Annotated in this window: 16 protein-coding genes; all 16 read right to left on the bottom strand. The window is 43.1% G+C overall.

Annotated elements, in window-relative coordinates; genetic code table 11:
* Positions 1-6: 6 nt before the first annotated feature.
* Complete coding sequence (locus MSG37_RS20175; RefSeq protein WP_248472503.1) at positions 7-2,043, bottom strand: TonB-dependent receptor; 2,037 nt, start codon at positions 2,041-2,043, stop codon at positions 7-9.
* A gap of 361 nt (positions 2,044-2,404) precedes the next feature.
* Complete coding sequence (locus MSG37_RS20170; RefSeq protein WP_248472501.1) at positions 2,405-2,866, bottom strand: ClpXP protease specificity-enhancing factor; 462 nt, start codon at positions 2,864-2,866, stop codon at positions 2,405-2,407.
* A complete protein-coding gene (gene sspA / locus MSG37_RS20165; RefSeq protein WP_012156731.1) occupies positions 2,866-3,495 on the bottom strand; it encodes a stringent starvation protein SspA in 630 nt (209 codons plus the stop codon). The genes MSG37_RS20170 and sspA overlap by 1 nt, the downstream gene beginning before the upstream one ends.
* Before the next feature lie 109 nt (positions 3,496-3,604).
* Positions 3,605-4,300, bottom strand: coding sequence for a cytochrome c1 (locus tag MSG37_RS20160; RefSeq protein WP_248472500.1), 696 nt, complete (start codon positions 4,298-4,300; stop codon positions 3,605-3,607).
* On the bottom strand, positions 4,300-5,514 hold the full coding sequence (locus tag MSG37_RS20155; protein WP_248472498.1) for a cytochrome bc complex cytochrome b subunit: 1,215 nt from the start codon (positions 5,512-5,514) through the stop codon (positions 4,300-4,302). The genes MSG37_RS20160 and MSG37_RS20155 overlap by 1 nt, the downstream gene beginning before the upstream one ends.
* A complete protein-coding gene (gene petA, locus MSG37_RS20150; protein WP_248472496.1) occupies positions 5,514-6,104 on the bottom strand; it encodes a ubiquinol-cytochrome c reductase iron-sulfur subunit in 591 nt (196 codons plus the stop codon). Before petA ends, MSG37_RS20155 begins: the two co-directional genes overlap by 1 nt.
* A gap of 415 nt (positions 6,105-6,519) precedes the next feature.
* On the bottom strand, positions 6,520-7,398 hold the full coding sequence (hflC, locus tag MSG37_RS20145) for a protease modulator HflC (protein ID WP_248472495.1): 879 nt from the start codon (positions 7,396-7,398) through the stop codon (positions 6,520-6,522).
* Positions 7,399-7,401: 3 nt separating this feature from the next.
* Positions 7,402-8,553, bottom strand: coding sequence for an FtsH protease activity modulator HflK (gene hflK, locus MSG37_RS20140; protein ID WP_248472493.1), 1,152 nt, complete (start codon positions 8,551-8,553; stop codon positions 7,402-7,404).
* A 49-nt stretch (positions 8,554-8,602) separates the two neighbouring features.
* Positions 8,603-9,898, bottom strand: a complete 1,296-nt coding sequence (gene hflX / locus MSG37_RS20135; protein WP_248472491.1) for a ribosome rescue GTPase HflX — start codon at positions 9,896-9,898, stop codon at positions 8,603-8,605.
* A gap of 20 nt (positions 9,899-9,918) precedes the next feature.
* Positions 9,919-10,197 (bottom strand): RNA chaperone Hfq, encoded by a 279-nt coding sequence (gene hfq, locus MSG37_RS20130; RefSeq protein WP_028766005.1) that lies wholly within the window; start codon positions 10,195-10,197, stop codon positions 9,919-9,921.
* A gap of 95 nt (positions 10,198-10,292) precedes the next feature.
* A complete protein-coding gene (miaA, locus tag MSG37_RS20125) occupies positions 10,293-11,240 on the bottom strand; it encodes a tRNA (adenosine(37)-N6)-dimethylallyltransferase MiaA (protein ID WP_248472489.1) in 948 nt (315 codons plus the stop codon).
* Positions 11,216-13,171, bottom strand: coding sequence for a DNA mismatch repair endonuclease MutL (mutL, locus tag MSG37_RS20120; RefSeq protein ID WP_248472488.1), 1,956 nt, complete (start codon positions 13,169-13,171; stop codon positions 11,216-11,218). The genes miaA and mutL overlap by 25 nt, the downstream gene beginning before the upstream one ends.
* 19 nt (positions 13,172-13,190) lie before the next feature.
* Positions 13,191-14,519, bottom strand: coding sequence for an N-acetylmuramoyl-L-alanine amidase (locus tag MSG37_RS20115; protein ID WP_248472486.1), 1,329 nt, complete (start codon positions 14,517-14,519; stop codon positions 13,191-13,193).
* Complete coding sequence (gene tsaE / locus MSG37_RS20110) at positions 14,503-14,985, bottom strand: tRNA (adenosine(37)-N6)-threonylcarbamoyltransferase complex ATPase subunit type 1 TsaE (RefSeq protein ID WP_248472484.1); 483 nt, start codon at positions 14,983-14,985, stop codon at positions 14,503-14,505. Before tsaE ends, MSG37_RS20115 begins: the two co-directional genes overlap by 17 nt.
* A 74-nt stretch (positions 14,986-15,059) precedes the next feature.
* Positions 15,060-16,538 (bottom strand): NAD(P)H-hydrate dehydratase, encoded by a 1,479-nt coding sequence (locus MSG37_RS20105; RefSeq protein WP_248472482.1) that lies wholly within the window; start codon positions 16,536-16,538, stop codon positions 15,060-15,062.
* Positions 16,539-16,725: 187 nt separating this feature from the next.
* Positions 16,726-17,181 carry a hypothetical protein gene (locus tag MSG37_RS20100; protein WP_248472480.1) on the bottom strand — a complete coding sequence of 152 codons (456 nt, stop codon included), beginning with the start codon at positions 17,179-17,181 and terminating at the stop codon, positions 16,726-16,728.
* Between the last annotated feature and the right edge of the window lie 649 nt (positions 17,182-17,830).

The raw sequence follows: 17,830 nt of genomic DNA, 5'->3' as shown, positions 1-17,830 counted from the left end.
AATTCCTTAGAAGCGGTACTTTACGCCAACTTCATAAGAACGACCTTCGTTTGGCTGGCCGTATCCTTCGTAGTGCGACTCATCGAGTAGGTTATTAAGGTTCACATAAGCAGAAAGCTGCGGTGTAATGGCCTTTTTAATACCCATATCGATAGTTAAGGTATCAGACTCCCACTCTTGTGAGCGCTCGTCGATTAGGATGTCAGTGCGGTAACGAACACGTAGGTTACTATCAATATCTAACCAAGGCTGGTACCAGTTAACGATCGCTGTAACTGAATCTTTTGGAATATCACGGAAGTAATCAGAGTCACGGTTTTCGCTCTTGTTACGTGCGTGAGTATAAGTGTAATCAAGTGATAAGCTGATGTTTTCAGTCAGCTGGCTTAAGGTGCTGATCTCAATACCGTAAAACTCTGACTTACCAATGTTTTGGTAAACTTCAAGATCCCAACCTGGATCATTTGGATCTGGTAGGTAGGTTTCAACAATTTTGTCACTGATATCGTGATAGAACAGACCCACGTCGATGCTATTTAACAAACTGTGGCTAAAGTCATTTTTCCAACCTAAGGTGTAACTCGTATTACGTTCAGGCTTTAGATCGTGACGTGCACCGGTATCGTCAAACATCTCGGTGAAAGTAGCAAAACGCGTTTTTTGTGCGATAGAACCGTAAACAAGACCCGCATTATCAAAGGTGTAGCTCATACCTAACATAGGATCTAAGGTATCTGAACCATCTTCACCCGGTGTTGCATCATTGCCACGATCTTCAACAATCGTTTGCTTATGCCAAGCAATACCTGCAACCACATTTAGCGCACCAAAGGTCATAGTATCTTCGGCTGCAACACTGATAGTATCAAGCTGAGAGCGCTCATACCCGTGAGAACGGTCTACATCAACGTAGGCAACATTCTTCTTTTTGTGCACATCATTTTTATAGTTAACAGACAGGCTTAAGCTATTCCAGTCTGCTAATGCCATGTCGGTAAACAGAGCACCACCGGCAGTGTAGTCACTGTAGCTACTGGTTGCTAACTTAAGATCTTTATCAGGATTATCGTATGAATCATAACTGTCGTTATGCATGTGGTAATAACCTAATGCACGCACTGTTAGCCAATCATTTACGCGATGTAAACCACTTAGATCCATACCGGTATCTTTGTACTCTGAAATATCAGCAAAGCTACTAAAATCACTAAACACTTTGTTATAGCGAGTGTTGTATGGCAGCTCTCGATCAGAGTCTAGGCTAAATACGCTGGCAAAAAGTTCTGTGCTTTCATTGGCGTAACCACCACGTACCCAGATGTTAGTCGATTCATAAGCTGAGTTATCGCGCTTACCACCATCTTCAACGACCATTTGCTTAGGCAGATCGCCAAACTTGTCTTTGATGTCTGAAAGAACAGGCTCAAAGTCATTCGACATACGCATCGCATCACGGCCGCGGTGATCAACTGAAGCAAATAAGCTAAAGCCATTTTTACCTAGACTGATTGAACCTGCTTGGTGGTTTTGCCCCATTTGACCGAATGAAGCGTTAATGTCACCACTAACACCTTCTTGGCCTTTCTTAGTGATAATGTTAACCACGCCGCCCATACCGTTTGGGCCGTAAAGCACTGAAGATGCGCCTTTTACCACATCAATCTTAGCAATGATGTTAGCTGGAATTTGGTTAAGATCTAACTGGCCATAGTTAGTTTCGTAATATGGCACACCGTCAAGCAGGATAAGTACCTTATCTTGTTCAAAACCCTGTATAGTCAGGAACTTCTCACCTTTACTCGACTGAGCAACGTGGACACCTGGCACATAATCCAAAGCATCGGCAGCCGTTTTTGCACCAATCAGTTCGATCTGCTCTGCGGTCATAGTGTTGTTGATAGCGATATCTTTAACACCGGTTTGCTCTGATACGACAATTTCACCAAGTGAAAACACGTCATTAGCTTCGTTAGCCATTACGGCTTGGCTTGATAGTAGGCCGCTGATGATAATTGCGATTTTAGTATTTCTTGTTTTGATCACCTAAGACTCCGATCTGCTCGTTGTAGTGGCCAAGCTAACTTATGTGGAATGTTATTTAGCCAAAAATTCGCGCGTATCTTAGACTTATTCTGCGACGAGAAGTTGTTGAAAAACTCAAGTCTAGACAGTCATCACCCTATAAAAAACCAATTACGACATGACGACTTATTATTACATGACAGAAAGGACAAATAGTCACAAGTGGACAGATTGGGAGCATAGTTTGTCTACAAAACCTAAGAGCTCAGAGATGATTAATTTTTAGCTGCGATCAAGTGCGATAAATAATCCCTAATTTACAGGCACAAAAAAGCCAGTCGATAGACTGGCTTTTAAATATCTTAAACCTAATAAACTAGATTTACTTCACCAAAGTAAGGTGACCGCGACGCTTAGGCTCTTTCGCCTCTGCAGTTTCGGTTTCAGGTTCGCCGGTTTCGGCAACCGGCTCTTTCACTACTGAAAGTCCCGATTCTTCTTCGATGTCATCGTCAAGCTGATAAGCTTCCTCTAACTCAAAGACTGTACCTGCGCCATTCTCTCTGGCATAGATAGCTACAATAGAAGCCATCGGCAATAGCACCTGCTGAGGAACTCCACCAAAACGCGCGCTGAACTCAATAAACTCATTAGTGATCTGTAGGCCACCTACAGCACTTTCAGTAATATTCAGTACAATTTGACCATCTTTAACATATTGCTGTGGAACTTGCGTGCCTGGCACATAAGCGTCTACAACAACATGGGGCGTTAACTGGTTATCCATCAACCAATCATAATAAGCCCGCAGCAAGTATGGACGGTTCGGGGTTAGCTCTTTCATTAGATACCCATGCGCATTTCGCGCTCAGTCTCAGTCAAAGATGCTTTAAATGATTCACGATCGAATAAACGTGTCATGTAAGCTTTGATATCTTTAGCTGTACGGCTATCTAGCTCAATACCTAGTACAGGTAAACGCCATAATAATGGGCCAAGATAGCAATCCGCTAAGCCAAATTCTTCGCTCATGAAGTAAGGCACTTCACCGAAGATTGGTGCGATAGCAGTAAGACCTTCTTGAAGCTCTTTACGAGCAGCATCAGCACGGTCGCCTTTACGGATACGCTCTACAAGTGCGTACCAGTCTTCCTCGATGCGGTGCATCCATAGGCGCGTTTGACCACGTGAAACCGGATAAACAGGCATTAGTGGAGGATGAGGGAAACGCTCATCTAGGTATTCCATAATGATACGAGAGTTATAAAGAACTAGCTCTCTGTCTACCAAAGTTGGCACTGTGTTGTACGGGTTAAGCTCGATCAAGTCTTCAGGGATCTCATTTGGATCAACTTGCAGAACGTCAACTGTTACACCTTTTTCAGCAAGCACGATACGTACTTGGTGGCTATAAAGGTCGTCTGCACCTGAATACAGGGTCATGATTGAGCGTTTATTGGCAGCAACAGCCATTGATACCCTCCGGGATTCACAAGTAAAAAGCAAAAAATGCAAACGTAAACGAGGAGCAAGGCTCCCCGTTTACAATTTGCGGATAATACATTCTAACCTTTATTTTAGGTTAGTGTACATCTTTCCAGTACTCTTTCTTTAAGAGGTAGGCCACAATAAAGAAAATAAATAAGAAGCCTAACACCCACCAACCTAGTCTTTCGCGCTCTAGCTTAATAGGGTCACCTGAGTAAACCAAGAATCCTGTGATATCACGAACCACTTGGTCATACTCTTCGGCAGATAATGCTCCACCACTAGCGACAATTGTTCCATCTTCTTGTTTAACCGGAAGACCTTGAAGATCTTCTAGTACATGCGGCATACCAACCATTGGGAAAATTGTATTATTTACGCCAAATGGACGACTTTCATCTTTATAAAAACCATGCAGATAAGAGTAAATCCAATCTTCACCACGCACTCGAGCAACCAAAGTTAGATCCGGTGGCGCCGCACCGAACCATTTAGCCGCGTCAGCGTCAGGAATGGCATTTTCCATTAGTTCGCCAATTTTAGCGCCTTCAGGAAGGTACTTAGCACGCATCTCATCAATCGGGATATTTAAATCCTCAGCAACGCGGCCATAGCGTTGATATTGAGTACTGTGACAACCTGCGCAGTTTTCTTGGAATAACTCCAATCCACGTTGCAGTGACTCAGTATCATTAAGATCGATATTGGCTTTATCAAGTGGGGCGCCACCACCAGCGGCAACCGCTAGTGTTGGAACCAATGCAACTAATGCTATAAGTAGTTTTTTCATTAGTGTGTCAACCTCTCTGGTACAGGCTTAGTCTTTTCGTTCTTACTGTAAATCCATAGGAACAAGAAGAAACCAAAGTAAGTTATCGTGAAGATACGCGCAGCGATTGTTAGAGCTGGAGTCGCTGGTACTGCACCTAAGTAACCTAATACTAAGAATGAAACTGCAAACTGACTGATGTTCAATTTGTGCGTCAAGCTACGGTAACGGATTGACTTAACATTACAACGGTCTAGCCATGGCAAGATAAACAGCACACCAATTGCCAAGCCCATGCCGATAACACCCATCAGCTTATCAGGGATAGCACGTAAGATTGCGTAGAAAGGTGTGAAATACCAAACCGGTGCAATATGCTCAGGTGTCTTCATCGGGTTAGCCGCTTCAAAGTTCGGCTTTTCAAGGAAGTAACCACCACCTTCAGGCATAAAGAACAACACATAACAGAAAACAATTAGGAAGCCAGCAACACCCATGATGTCTTTAACTGTGTAGTAAGGGTGGAATGGAATACCATCTTTTGGCCAGCCATTTTCATCTTTGTTCTTCTTGATTTCGATACCGTCAGGGTTATTTGAACCCACTTCATGCAATGCAATTAGGTGTAAGAACACCAACACAACAAGCACTAGTGGCAATGCAATTACATGCAAGGCGAAGAAACGGTTTAGGGTTGCGCCAGAGACAACAAAGTCACCGCGGATCCACAATGTTAGGTCATCACCAATAACTGGGATTGCGCCAAACAATGAAATAATTACCTGTGCACCCCAGTAAGACATTTGTCCCCAAGGTAGCAAGTAACCCATAAATGCTTCAGCCATCAACACTAGGAAGATAAGCATACCGAATAGCCACAGAAGTTCTCTTGGCTTCTGGTATGAACCATAGATAAGACCACGGAACATATGCAGATAAATCACCACAAAGAAAGCGGAGGCCCCCGTGGAATGCATATACCTGAGTAACCAACCGTATTCAACATCACGCATGATGTATTCGATAGATGCGAATGCACCTTCGGCTGTTGGTACGTAATTCATGGTTAACCAAATACCTGTCAGTAATTGGTTAACAAGTACTAGCATGGCTAATGAGCCAAAGAAGTACCAAAAGTTAAAATTTGATGGTGTCGCATATTGGCCTACATGACGGTTGTAGGTTGCAGTCATGGGGATGCGTTCATCAATCCAGCTAACAATGTTCTTAACCATTACGCTGCTCCTTTATCAACACCAATTAGCACAGTGCTATCATCAAGATACTGATGCGGTGGGATAACCAAGTTCAACGGCGCTGGTACACCTTGGAATACACGACCAGCCATATCGAACTTAGAACCATGACAAGGACAGAAGAAGCCTGAAGCGACACCCTCTACTTGCTCACCAAATGTGTCTGGTAGGTAAGTTGGAGAACAACCAAGATGAGTACATAGGCCAACGGCTATGAAAAACTCAGCCTTAATTGAACGAACAGTATTCTGTGCATATGCAGGCTGCTGTGGTTCTACAGAGTCTGGATCGCGAAGTTGACCATCGATTGCTGGCAGACCATCCAAGATCTCCTGCGTACGGCGAACAACCCATACAGGTTTACCACGCCATTCAACTCGAATAAGTTGACCTGGCTCTACTTTACTAATGTTTACTTCTACCGGCGCACCTGCTGCTTTCGCTTTGGCACTCGGATTCCATGACTTTATAAACGGAACCGCTACAGCAGCGGCACCAGCACCACCAACTACGGCGGTGGCTGCGGTCAGAAATCTGCGACGTCCGGTATCGACTGGCGCATTGCTCATCCACTTGTCTCCAGAGAGTGTTGGAATTTTTGTTTTATCTGTCTTCTTCTAAGTTGAATCGAACTTAAATCGGATCCTAAACTTGAAGCGCGGCTCATTATAGCCAAAAATTAGAACCAGATCATAGTTAAAACGCTCAACTTAGTTAACTATGTTGCTTTTAGTGCTACTTCTGCATAAAAAGACCGCATCTGAACCAACATAATCGCTAAAATTTCGTAGCAGAACATTGCAAAATATTTCATTCATAGTCCACTAAATTAGCAACTTAGCTCATATTAGTGATTTTTTTGCTGGCTATAATGCAATAGTTGACTCAATAGGTAGGAATTAGCGCTAGTAAATAATATGGCGATTTTAAGACACAAAAAAGGCCTAACTAAGTGTTAGGCCTTTTAATTAACTATAAAGCTGACTATTTGCCAGTTGAGCTATTCATGTATCTAAAGAACTCACTATCAGGCTCAAGAACCATGACGTCTTTGTCGCCAGAGAAACTTGCTTTGTAAGCATCTAAACTACGCATGAAGCTAAAGAACTCTGGGTCTTTAGTATATGCATCAGCATAAATCTTAGCAGCTTCAGCATCACCTTCACCACGAGTAGTCAGTGCTTTACGCTCTGCTTCTGCAGTTTGAATGGTTACACTTGCATCTGTCTTAGCACGAATGATCTCTGCTTGCTCTTGACCTTGAGCGCGGTGCTCTTTAGCCACAGCTTGACGTTCTGCACGCATACGCTGGTAAATACTAGTACTCACGTTTGCAGGTAAGTTAATTTGCTTAACTCGCACGTCTACAACTTCAACACCTAAATCTTCAGCGCTTTCAGCTGCATTCTTTAATGCATCTGATTGCAGCTCATCACGGCTACCCGATACGATTTCTTTAATCGTACGACGACCGAACTCTGTACGAAGATCGTTGTTAATTTTACGCTGTAGTAACGTTTCTGCGTTCGCCTTAATACCACCGTTGGTAGAAAGATAGTAACGTTCGAAATCTTTAATGCGCCATTTCACGTATGAATCGACCATCAAATCTTTCTTTTCAGAAGTAACAAAGCGATCTGCTGCACCATCTAATGTCTGCACCCTTGCATCCATAAACTTGATTTTATCAAGCATAGGGATCTTAAAGTGAAGACCTGGGCTATAAACGCGAGTTACGCCGTCATCTTTAAGCACTTTACCAAATCGAGAAACAATCGCTCTTTCGCCTTCATTCACCACTAAAATTGAAGTCAAAGAGATAGCAATAAGTATTGCTACTATAATCGATGTAAATCTACCCATTGCTTAGTTCCTCCCCGACGAGCGTTCACCACGCGATGGACGACCATCTAGTGGCATGCTGCTGTTATTATGAGTTGTACTATTAACTGACATAACAGGCGTAGCCGGTTTGCTCTTAGCACTTGCAGACTTATTAGACTGACTGTTTTGCATCAACTTATCTAACGGTAGATACATTAAGTTGCCGCTATTTTTAGCATCAATAAGCACTTTGTTTGTGCCGCTCATAACTTCTTGCATCGTATCGAAATACATACGTTCACGAGTTACTTCTGGTGCATCTTGATACTCAGGCAATAGCTGCTCAAAACGAGCCACTTTACCTTTAGCTTCTAGAATGACTCTTTGCTTATAAGCAATAGCCTGTTGATCCATACGCTGTACAGTACCACGAACCTTTGGCTCTAACTGACGAGAGTATGCTTCAGCTTCACGAATGAAACGCTGCTCATCCTCTTGCGCGGCAATCGCGTCATCAAAGGCATCTTTTACCTCTTCTGGCGGACGAGCTGGCAAGAAGTTAACGTCAACAACCGTAATACCTAGCTCATATGGCTTGATAATACGTTCGATTTCATCCCAAGTATCACGACGAATTTTATCTCGACCTGTAGTCAAAATATCATCCATTGTGTTGTGACCAATAACGTAACGTAACGCACTGTCAGTTGCTTCACGCAAACTGGCATCCGCATCAACTACGCTATACAGGTAATCTTTTGCCTTACTAACACGATACTGAACGTCAAGTTGTACTAAAACCACGTTTTCATCAGCTGTTAGCATGCTGCCAGATGCAGGGATAGAGCGCACTGTTTGTACGTTTACCGGTGTCACTTCATCTATAAAAGTGGCTTTCCACTGAAGACCAGGATCGACTTCACCGATATATTCACCGAAACGTAGCGCAACACCTTTTTCAGCTTCTTTTACTGTATAGAAGCCCGAAAGGCCCCATACAACAACCGCGATCACCAAAACAATAACTAAGCTAGCACCGCTTACGCTGCCACCAGAGCCATTGCCTTTGCCGCCAAAGCGCTTCGAAAGGTTACGAAAAACTTCATCTAAATCCGGTGGTCCTTTATCATTACCACCTTTATTGCCATTTCCCCAAGGGTCTTGACCCTTGTTACCGGGCTCGTTCCAAGCCATTTAGTACTCCATAAGTGTATGAAATAAACGAGATTACTAAAATACTTAATTATGCGACGACTGGGTCGACCACAAAAGTCTCTATTTCACCTTGGCTCTGTTTTACTAATCGGCGCCAGTCGGCATCCAATAAGCGAACAGAGATCATACAGTTCCCCAGATCGTCATACGCTTTCTGCTGTATTACATCCAGTTTATAAAACTGGCCGAGATAATGCCCTGCCGAAGCTGGGATTTGCAAGGTTAGCTCTTGAACCGCTTTACCAACGAGTTGATTAATCGCTTCTTCAACTAATTCCAAGCCTTTTTGCTGCTGAGCAGAAACCCAGACTCTAATCGGTGTCCCCTCATCATCGTAGTCGATGCGAGGTTTTACCTCATCCAATAGATCGATTTTATTGCAAACGATCAACTGTGGAATTTCATTGGCATCGATTTCTTTGAGCACTTTTTGCACTTGCTCAAAGTTATCCCCCATATTTTCATCTGCGCTATCAACCACATGCAAAAGCAAATCTGCTTGTCGTGTCTCTTGCAGTGTTGCCTTAAAGGCTGCAACTAAATCATGGGGCAAATGCCTGATAAATCCAACGGTGTCAGCTAAAACCACATCACCGTCAGGTAAATCTAATTTACGTAACGTTGGGTCTAACGTCGCAAAAAGTTGATCTGCAGCGTAAACATCCGACGAAGTTAAGCCATTAAACAGTGTCGATTTACCAGCATTGGTATAACCAACCAACGACACTGTCGACATCTCACTTCGTTGTCTGGCTCTGCGACTCTGGTCGCGTTGCTTATCAACTTTTGCTAAACGGCGGTTAATGGTGCTGATCCGGCCTCTCAACAAACGTCTATCCGTTTCTAGCTGAGTTTCACCTGGTCCTCGCAGACCAATACCACCTTTTTGACGTTCTAAGTGCGTCCAACCTCTGATTAGGCGTGTCGACATGTGGCGCAATTGCGCTAGCTCCACCTGTAACTTACCTTCAAATGTTCGCGCTCGTTGAGCGAAAATATCCAAGATCAAAGTCGTTCTGTCGAGTACCCTGCACTGACACAACTGCTCAAGATTTCGTTCTTGAGCTGGACTTAATGCGTGATTAAAAATCACCACATTGGCATCAGTAGCCGCAACCATCGCAGCCAATTCTTCTGCCTTACCTGAACCAACAAAAAACTTGCGGTCAGGTGAACGACGACTTGCTGAGATCACTCCAATTGACTGAGCACCTGCCGAGTCGACGAGCAACTTTAGTTCGTCTAAATCTTCTCGGTTGTTATCATCAGTAAAGTCGATATGGACAAGTACCGCTTTCTCTCCCGCCTCATAACGATCAAACAAAAAGCAATCTCCTTAACAAGTTACTTATCGTCGCCATCGTCATGCTGTGCGTTATAGCCAGCTTGAGCGTTTGTCGCTTGGTGGTTGCTCACGTTAAATGGACGTGAAGGCACCACTGTAGAAATGGCATGCTTGTAAACCATTTGGCTCACAGTGTTTTTAAGCAAAATAACAAACTGATCGAAAGACTCAACTTGTCCTTGTAGCTTAATGCCGTTAACAAGATAAATAGATACTGGAACGCGTTCACGACGCAATGCGTTCAAAAACGGGTCTTGTAAAGATTGCCCCTTTGCCATTTTCTAATTTCCTTTTTAATTAAAATTAATAGTTATTCTAAGCATACTAAAACTTTTATCTTTGGTTTTAGTATTATACAGCTACAGCTAATTAGCTAGCGAGTATATCGCATTACTGTAGCAAGATTATTTTCAGCCCCACTTTCTAGCCAGATTAAATCGGGCCAACCGCGTAACCATGTTAATTGACGCTTAGCCAATTGCCTAGTAGCAACAATAGCTTTTTCGACCATAGTTTCATAGTCAATCTCACCATCAAGATACTGCCAACACTGACGATATCCTACGCAACGCATAGAGGGCAGATCTAAATGCAAATCACCGCGAGCCTTTAATTGCTCAACCTCGCTGGTAAACCCTTGTGCTAACATGGTGTTAAATCGTTTCTCTATAGCCCTATGTAACACCTTTCTATCACTTGGTGCAATCGCAAATTGCACAGCTTGATAAGGGAATGCATCAGATTTAATTTTTGTCAGCTCAGTTAAAGACTGACCAGAGATGCGATAAACCTCTAATGCTCGTGCTAATCGCTGCGGATCATTAGGGTGAATTCGCTCTGCAGAAACAGGATCAATTTCTCTTAATTGGTCGTGCATCGCCTGCCAACCAAGCGACTCAGCTTCGTCTGCAATTTGTTTTCTTACTTCTTCATCAGCCGCTGGTAAAGGCGACAAACCTTCCAGCAACGCTTTGAAATACATCATGGTACCGCCAACAAGTAGCGGTGTTTTACCACGACTAAGAATATCTTCTATTTGTGCTAGCGCATCGCGTCTAAAGTCTGCGGCAGAATAGCTCTGCAGTGGATCAATGATATCGATCAGTTTATGCGGCGCTGCAGCTTGTTCCGCAGCATCTGGCTTTGCGGTGCCAATATCCATCTCTTTGTAGATCAACGCTGAGTCTACTGAGATAATTTCACAGTCGTACTGCTTTACAAGCTCAATCGCTAATGCGGTTTTCCCTGAGGCTGTTGGCCCCATTAAAGTGATAACCTTTTGTGATTTTTTATCGCTCACTGTGACTTTTCTTTTATCCATTGCTCCCAAGGTAATTCTTGAGATTGACTATAAAGCTCACGCTGCGTTTCTTCAGGCAACGTATTGAGCGCATTCCACGCCTCTTTTGCAGAGGTAAAACGATTAGCGCCTTGCTGCGCCAACCACTTAACTAGGGCTTCATCGCTGGGTAACTCAAATCTAATCCATTGCAATAACTCTGGGATCAGACTCGCCAATTGGCTATCTCTTAGATATGGGGGCACTTTCTTAATAATCAACTGCCCCAAACGAATAGATAGCTCAATGCCTAACTTTCGCAGTAATTGCTCACGCTCCTCGATAAGTGACTGCCAGTCATTATCGGCAGTGACTGCGACTGGCATCAATAGCGGCTGGCCAACAAGCCCTTGAGCAAATTTTGCAGCTATCTCGGCTTTCATCGCGACATTTGCCACCAGCGCTATCTTTAGCAAAGAAATCTTATCCTCTTTTGCTAACAGCCAATACTCACCGGCAATAACTGCAGGCATAGTAATGACATTAGCGTCATCGGCCAACATACCACTCTGCCTTGCGGGTACGTGACCAGAATAAGTATGATTTTGCTGGCTATTTGCAGCGCTAGCCGATGTATCTTGTTGCTGATAGCCTTGAGTTGTTAGCAGCTCACCATAAGCACGAATACTGCTTTGAGAAGGTAAATTAACCTCTGAGCGCGCGCTTGATTTTAGCGGGCTACGGTAGTTCGAGCTTGAGCCTGAACCACTAGAGTAATCTTGCTGACTTCTTCCAGATTGACTGTCACGAACCTCTGAAGAAGCGTAAGACTCTCGAGGCTTATGCTCATGATCATTCAAACTTTGGCCGCTAGGCTCATCTGGGTATTGCACAGTGCTATGCTCACTAACTGCGCCCCGAGTGGTTCCTTGCTGCTCAGCCCAAAGTGCTTCGTTATCACTACTTGGCAATATCTGCATAGATTGCGACATTGCAGATTGCAAAGCTTGTAAAATAAAGTCATGTACATAACGGCTTTGATGAAAACGCACCTCATGCTTGGCCGGATGCACATTAACATCAACTTGATGAGGATCAAGGTCGAGCATTAACACGTAGCCTGGCGACACACCTTCAGCAAACTGTGCAAAAGCTTGTCGCACCGCGTGGTTAACTAAACGGTCTTTAACCAAGCGCCCATTAACATAAAAATATTGGGTCTCACTATAGCCATTTGCAGCGCTTGGTGATTGTAAATAACCACTTAATTTTAGGTCGTTATGTTCACACTCGATACGTAAGCAGGTTTCAGCAAAAGCTTTACCGCAAACTGAACCTAAACGCTGAACATATTGGATTTCGGTATTGGCTGGGCGATAATTTCGAACCGTTTTACCGTTATTTTTTAAGGTGAAGTGAATATCACGTCTTGCCAACGCAATACGCTTTAACCACTCATCAATATGGGTAAATTCGGTTTTATCGCTTTTTAAGAAACGGCGTCTAGCTGGCGTATTGAAAAACAGATCAACCGCTTCAACTGTTGAGCCTACTGGATGCGCAGCAGGTAAAACCTTAACTGCCATCTCGGTCCCTTCTGCGTGTGCTTGCCAAGCTTCTGTTTGCTCTGCTGTACGCGAGGTCAAAATAAGCCGTGAAACCGAGCTAATACTTGCCAGCGCTTCGCCGCGAAATCCAAAACTTAAAATAGCTTCTAAATCATCAAGGGATTTAAGCTTAGAGGTGGCATGTCGAGATAAAGCTAAGCTGAGATCTTCTTTAGGGATCCCTGAGCCGTTATCTCGAATTCGAATAAGTTTTGCACCACCCTTTTCAATCTCGATATCTACGCGAGTTGCCCCCGCATCGAGACTGTTTTCAACGAGCTCTTTGATCACTGACGCTGGTCGTTCAACAACTTCTCCAGCAGCGATCTGGTTTGCAAGTTGTGGCGGTAACTTTTCTATAGCCATGGTTTACTCTTAATACAGCCTAAGCTCTTGGAATTATCAGTTTTTGACCAATTCGAATACTATTTGATTTAAGGTTGTTAGCTTGCTTAAGTTTGCTAACCGAGATCTGATAGCGCTGGGCGATGACAGATAAAGATTCACCACTACGTACCTTGTGCTCGATGCTACTTTTGCTCGCCAATAATGAATTCACTGGCGGATTTTGTTCGAAGTACTTCAGCACACCTTTATGGATAGCATTAGCAACATTGTTCTGGTGATCTCGTTGCGATAATAAACGCTCTTCTTTTGGATTAGAAATAAAGCCTGTTTCTACCAAAATAGAAGGAATATCTGGTGATTTAAGCACCGCAAAACTTGCAGACTCAGGTTTATGTTTGTGTAATTTTGTCACACGCCCTAAGTTCGACAATACATCACCAGCAATATTGTGACTAATTGCCATTGAACGGTCCATAGACATATCAAGCAACGTCATCGCAAGGTACTGCTCATTATCAGTATTTTGAATAATTTCGCCTGCACCGCCGAGTAGTTCTGAATGCTTCTCTTTTTGTTCTAACCAACGACCAATTTCACTGTTTGCGCGTCGCATAGACAACACCCACACAGAGGCGCCCTGGGGTTGAGGTGAAGTAAATGCATCTGCGTGAATAGAAATAAGCAGATCGGCTTTGCTGTTACGAGCAATTTCAGAGCGTTTATTTAAATTAACGAAATAGTCGCCGGTACGCGTCATCACTGCACGCATACCTGGAGTGGCATTAATTTTTTGGGCAACTTTTTTCGATATTTCTAACACTAATTTCTTTTCGTAAATCCCGGTTGGGCCAATTGAGCCAGGATCTTCACCACCATGACCAGCATCAATAGCAATAACCACATCTCGTAATTTGGTTGTGGTTTTAGGTTTACTAATAGCAGGTTGTTTTGCTTTGGCACTACCGCTATCAAGATCAACCACTAGGCGATTGCCATAAGGGGCTGTTGGTGGCAGTGCAAATAAACTCGCTTTAACGGGTTTATTTAAGTCAATAACTAAACGTAAAGTGCCTTTTTCAGGCGGCGTGCTTTTACGGACTTTTTTAACCAGTTTGCTGTTATTTTTGATTTTTCCAAGATCGACTTTGCTAGAAGACTTTTTCAAATCTACCACTAAGCGATCTGGATTTTTCAAAGTGAAATAGCTGTAATCAGGCGACTGACTTAAGTCAAATACCAGACGTGTCGATTGCGGCGCAGCCCAAATTCTTACGCTATCGAGCTTATTGGCACTCTGCGCAAAAAATGATGTCCCAAGACTAACTAAAAGTAAAAATAATCTAAATATATTACTGTTTATTATCATTATTATTTAAAGCCGCTAATATCTTTTCACCTACAGACGAAAGTGCTTGTAATTCCACCTCTCGCTCAGTATTAACATATTTAATATGAATATGTATATCAGCAGCAGGTAATAAACCATGACCACGATCCGGCCACTCTACAATACAAAGGCTACGCTCAGTGAAATAATCACGGATCCCCATAAACTCTAATTCTTCAGGATCATACAAACGATATAGATCGAAGTGATACACATCTAGGCCACTTAATTCATAAGGTTCAACCAAGGTATATGTCGGACTTTTTACTGCTCCCTCATGACCTAAGCTTTGGATCAGACCACGACTGAATGTGGTTTTACCCGCTCCAAGATCGCCACTTAAATAGATAGTTAACGGTGGAGTAATCAGAGCCGCAAGCTTAGTTCCTAGCGCTACAGTATCTTGTTCGTTTTTTAAATTTAATATCATTGATTGCGTGTTCATTCCGAATCGAAAAGCGCCCTAATAGCATTACTGGTAGAATGCGGTACTTTAACCTAATCACCTAGATTTCTAAACTAGATTTGATTAACTAACTGGCGAATGTAAGGCATTAAATCACTGGCTAACATACCTCGTTCACCAGATACTGCGGCAATATCAGCCGCTTCACCATGAATAATAACGCCCAAATAAGCCGCTTCAAAGTTAGTAAAATCTTGCGCCATTAAACCGCCAATAATCCCCGCAAGTACATCACCACAGCCGCCACTCGCTAATCCTGGATTACCAACAGCAGCTACAACACAATTGGCCTCATCGCAAATAATGGTGCCTGCTCCTTTTAATACGACCACACCGCCGTACTTTTGTTGCAATTGTCTAGCGGCTTTATACCTATCAAGCTCTACTTCCGCGGTTGTTATCCCTAAAAGCCTTGCCGCTTCGCCGGGATGTGGCGTGAGTACCCAATTTTTGCCCGTCATGGGCACTGTTTTTAATTGGTTTAGACCGTCTGCGTCGATAACACAGGGCTTATCCGTTAAATCAACCGCCTTAAGCAAGTTATAACCCCAATCGTTGGTGCCAAGACCTGGACCAATAACAAGCACTGATGCCCAGCCTAACTTTAGGTAAACCTCCATATCAACTAACTCACAGCCCCAAAACATTAACTCAGGTCGTGTCGCGCTGATAATAAATTGATGTTCAGGTCTTGATATTACCGTCACTAATCCTGCGCCACTGCGTAAACAGCCTTCAGCAGCAAGACGCACAGCACCAGCCATACCATAGTCACCGCCTATAATAGAAACCTTACCGTGACTACCTTTATGTGCATCTCTTCTGCGAGGCAAAAAACATCCCTCGAGTGCTAGCTTGGTAACTTGCCATGCATTTGGATTAGGTAAAAACTCAGTGAGTCCGATATCGGCAAGTTCTATCTCAGGGCAACAATGTCGAGCCTTACCAGTTAACAAACCTTGCTTTATTGCGCCAAAAGTTAGCGTTAAATCAGACTCAATGACGATAGCATCATAATAGCCGGTGTCAGGATCTATGCCAGATGGCACATCTAGGCTTAATACCCAAGCTGCGCTTTGATTTACCGCTTTTATGATTTGTTCGTATTCAGTAGATAATTCACCACGAATACCAGTCCCCAGTAGTCCATCAACTATGATGCAAGCATCATTGATATCGGCATGATTAAACTCACCAATGATACCGCCTACTTGACTAAAGCGCTTAATTGCCAAAGTTAACTCATCACTTGGATTACGACTCTTGCTGCACTGTAGCTGCACATTAACGCCGGCTTCGAGTAATAATGCTGCTGTGACAAATGCATCTGCACCATTATTGCCATGCCCAGCTAAGACTAAAACATCGCTGCACAAAGGATTGCGAGCTTGCAATAACTCAAAAGCAGCAAGTGCCGCTTTCTCCACAAGCTGGTATAAACTCACCCCACCATTATCAACTGCATCCATTTCAGCTTGCCTGACTTGCTGACTCAGATATAACGGTGTTGATAGTCGGTTAAGTTCACTCATTTCTCAGCTCCTAATTCTGCTTTACAGATACTGTAATAGCTTATAAGTCGTGGATTAACTACATATGAAAAGCTGGCAGCTTTGATTACGCCTAAATGTGATCTTGGCCAATTATAATCAAATCATTTATAGCCTTAGGACAAAAAAGGCACCTTTCGGTGCCTTATTATCATCAAACTAATTAGCCTTAAATATCATCCATTCGAATACTGCTATGGACTAGGCGCTGCTGCTGGGTTCTTTTGGCTCTGACAAGATCTTCTAAAGCGCCTTTGGTTTCTAGGGTTGCTGAAGAACCTGCCGTTTTCTCAATCAGATCGATTAAAAGGTTATCTAGCACCAAGTGCTGCTCAAGCACATCTTCTTCTGTCATATTTCCAGGCAAATTCAATTTCTGACATCTAGCGATAAAGTCTTCAAATACAATGTCTTTATACCAAGTATCTAACACTCTCTTGGGAGCATCATCAATATAGTTTTCTAACTTCTCTGCGGCTTCTCGCTCATGTTGCTGAAAGTATTCCAGCATCAACTTCACTCTAGAAGAGTCAGCTTGAGCATGCAGTCGTCCATAGAGCTTTGCCATCTCTATACGACATGACACAACATAGTCTAAAAGTTCACTCAATTGTTGAATTCGCATCTATCACTCCCTAGATAGCCTGTTCGAATAGGCTGCTGAATTATTACTCTGTATTGATTATGGTATGAAAAAACATCCATAAATTTGAGCAACATCAAGTTTTAGTCCTAGCAAAGCTATTTAGTTTAGCGTTTGTTAAAGAAACACAACATTGATCACACGATAAAAATAGCTTTGGAGAAAACTTTAGCGGCTTTAGGTTTGAACAACGGTGATGTTATAGGGCGTGGGTTCTTATCGACAGTTTATGTAAGCAGGCTATAGATTGGCAAAAAACGGTATCAACATTTCTACGAGCGCAACTGAGGCTAATGCCAAATAAACATTTTGAGACTTTATTAGGAGTTATAGCTGAGATTTAGTTAGGAATGACTATGGGTAAGATTGAAGCGAACTTTTGATTTTGTAAAGAGTGGGTTCGAACCGGCTGCTTATAAAAAATAGGGCTATACCTTGGCAAAAAAAAGGTATCAACATTTCTACGAGCGCAACTGAGCTAATGCCGCATAAATATTTTGGTTTTATTCAGGATTCAGGTTTGATTTGAGATATTTGAGAATGTGCAGAGGAAGATTGGAGCGACATATCGGGTTCGAACCGATGACCTATACCTTGGCAAGGTATCGCTCTACCAACTGAGCTAATGTCG

It is taken from the genome of Shewanella sp. 1CM18E (genome assembly GCF_023161665.1).
Lineage (GTDB): Bacteria > Pseudomonadota > Gammaproteobacteria > Enterobacterales > Shewanellaceae > Shewanella.
This window is presented reverse-complemented; position numbering and strand designations above follow the sequence as displayed.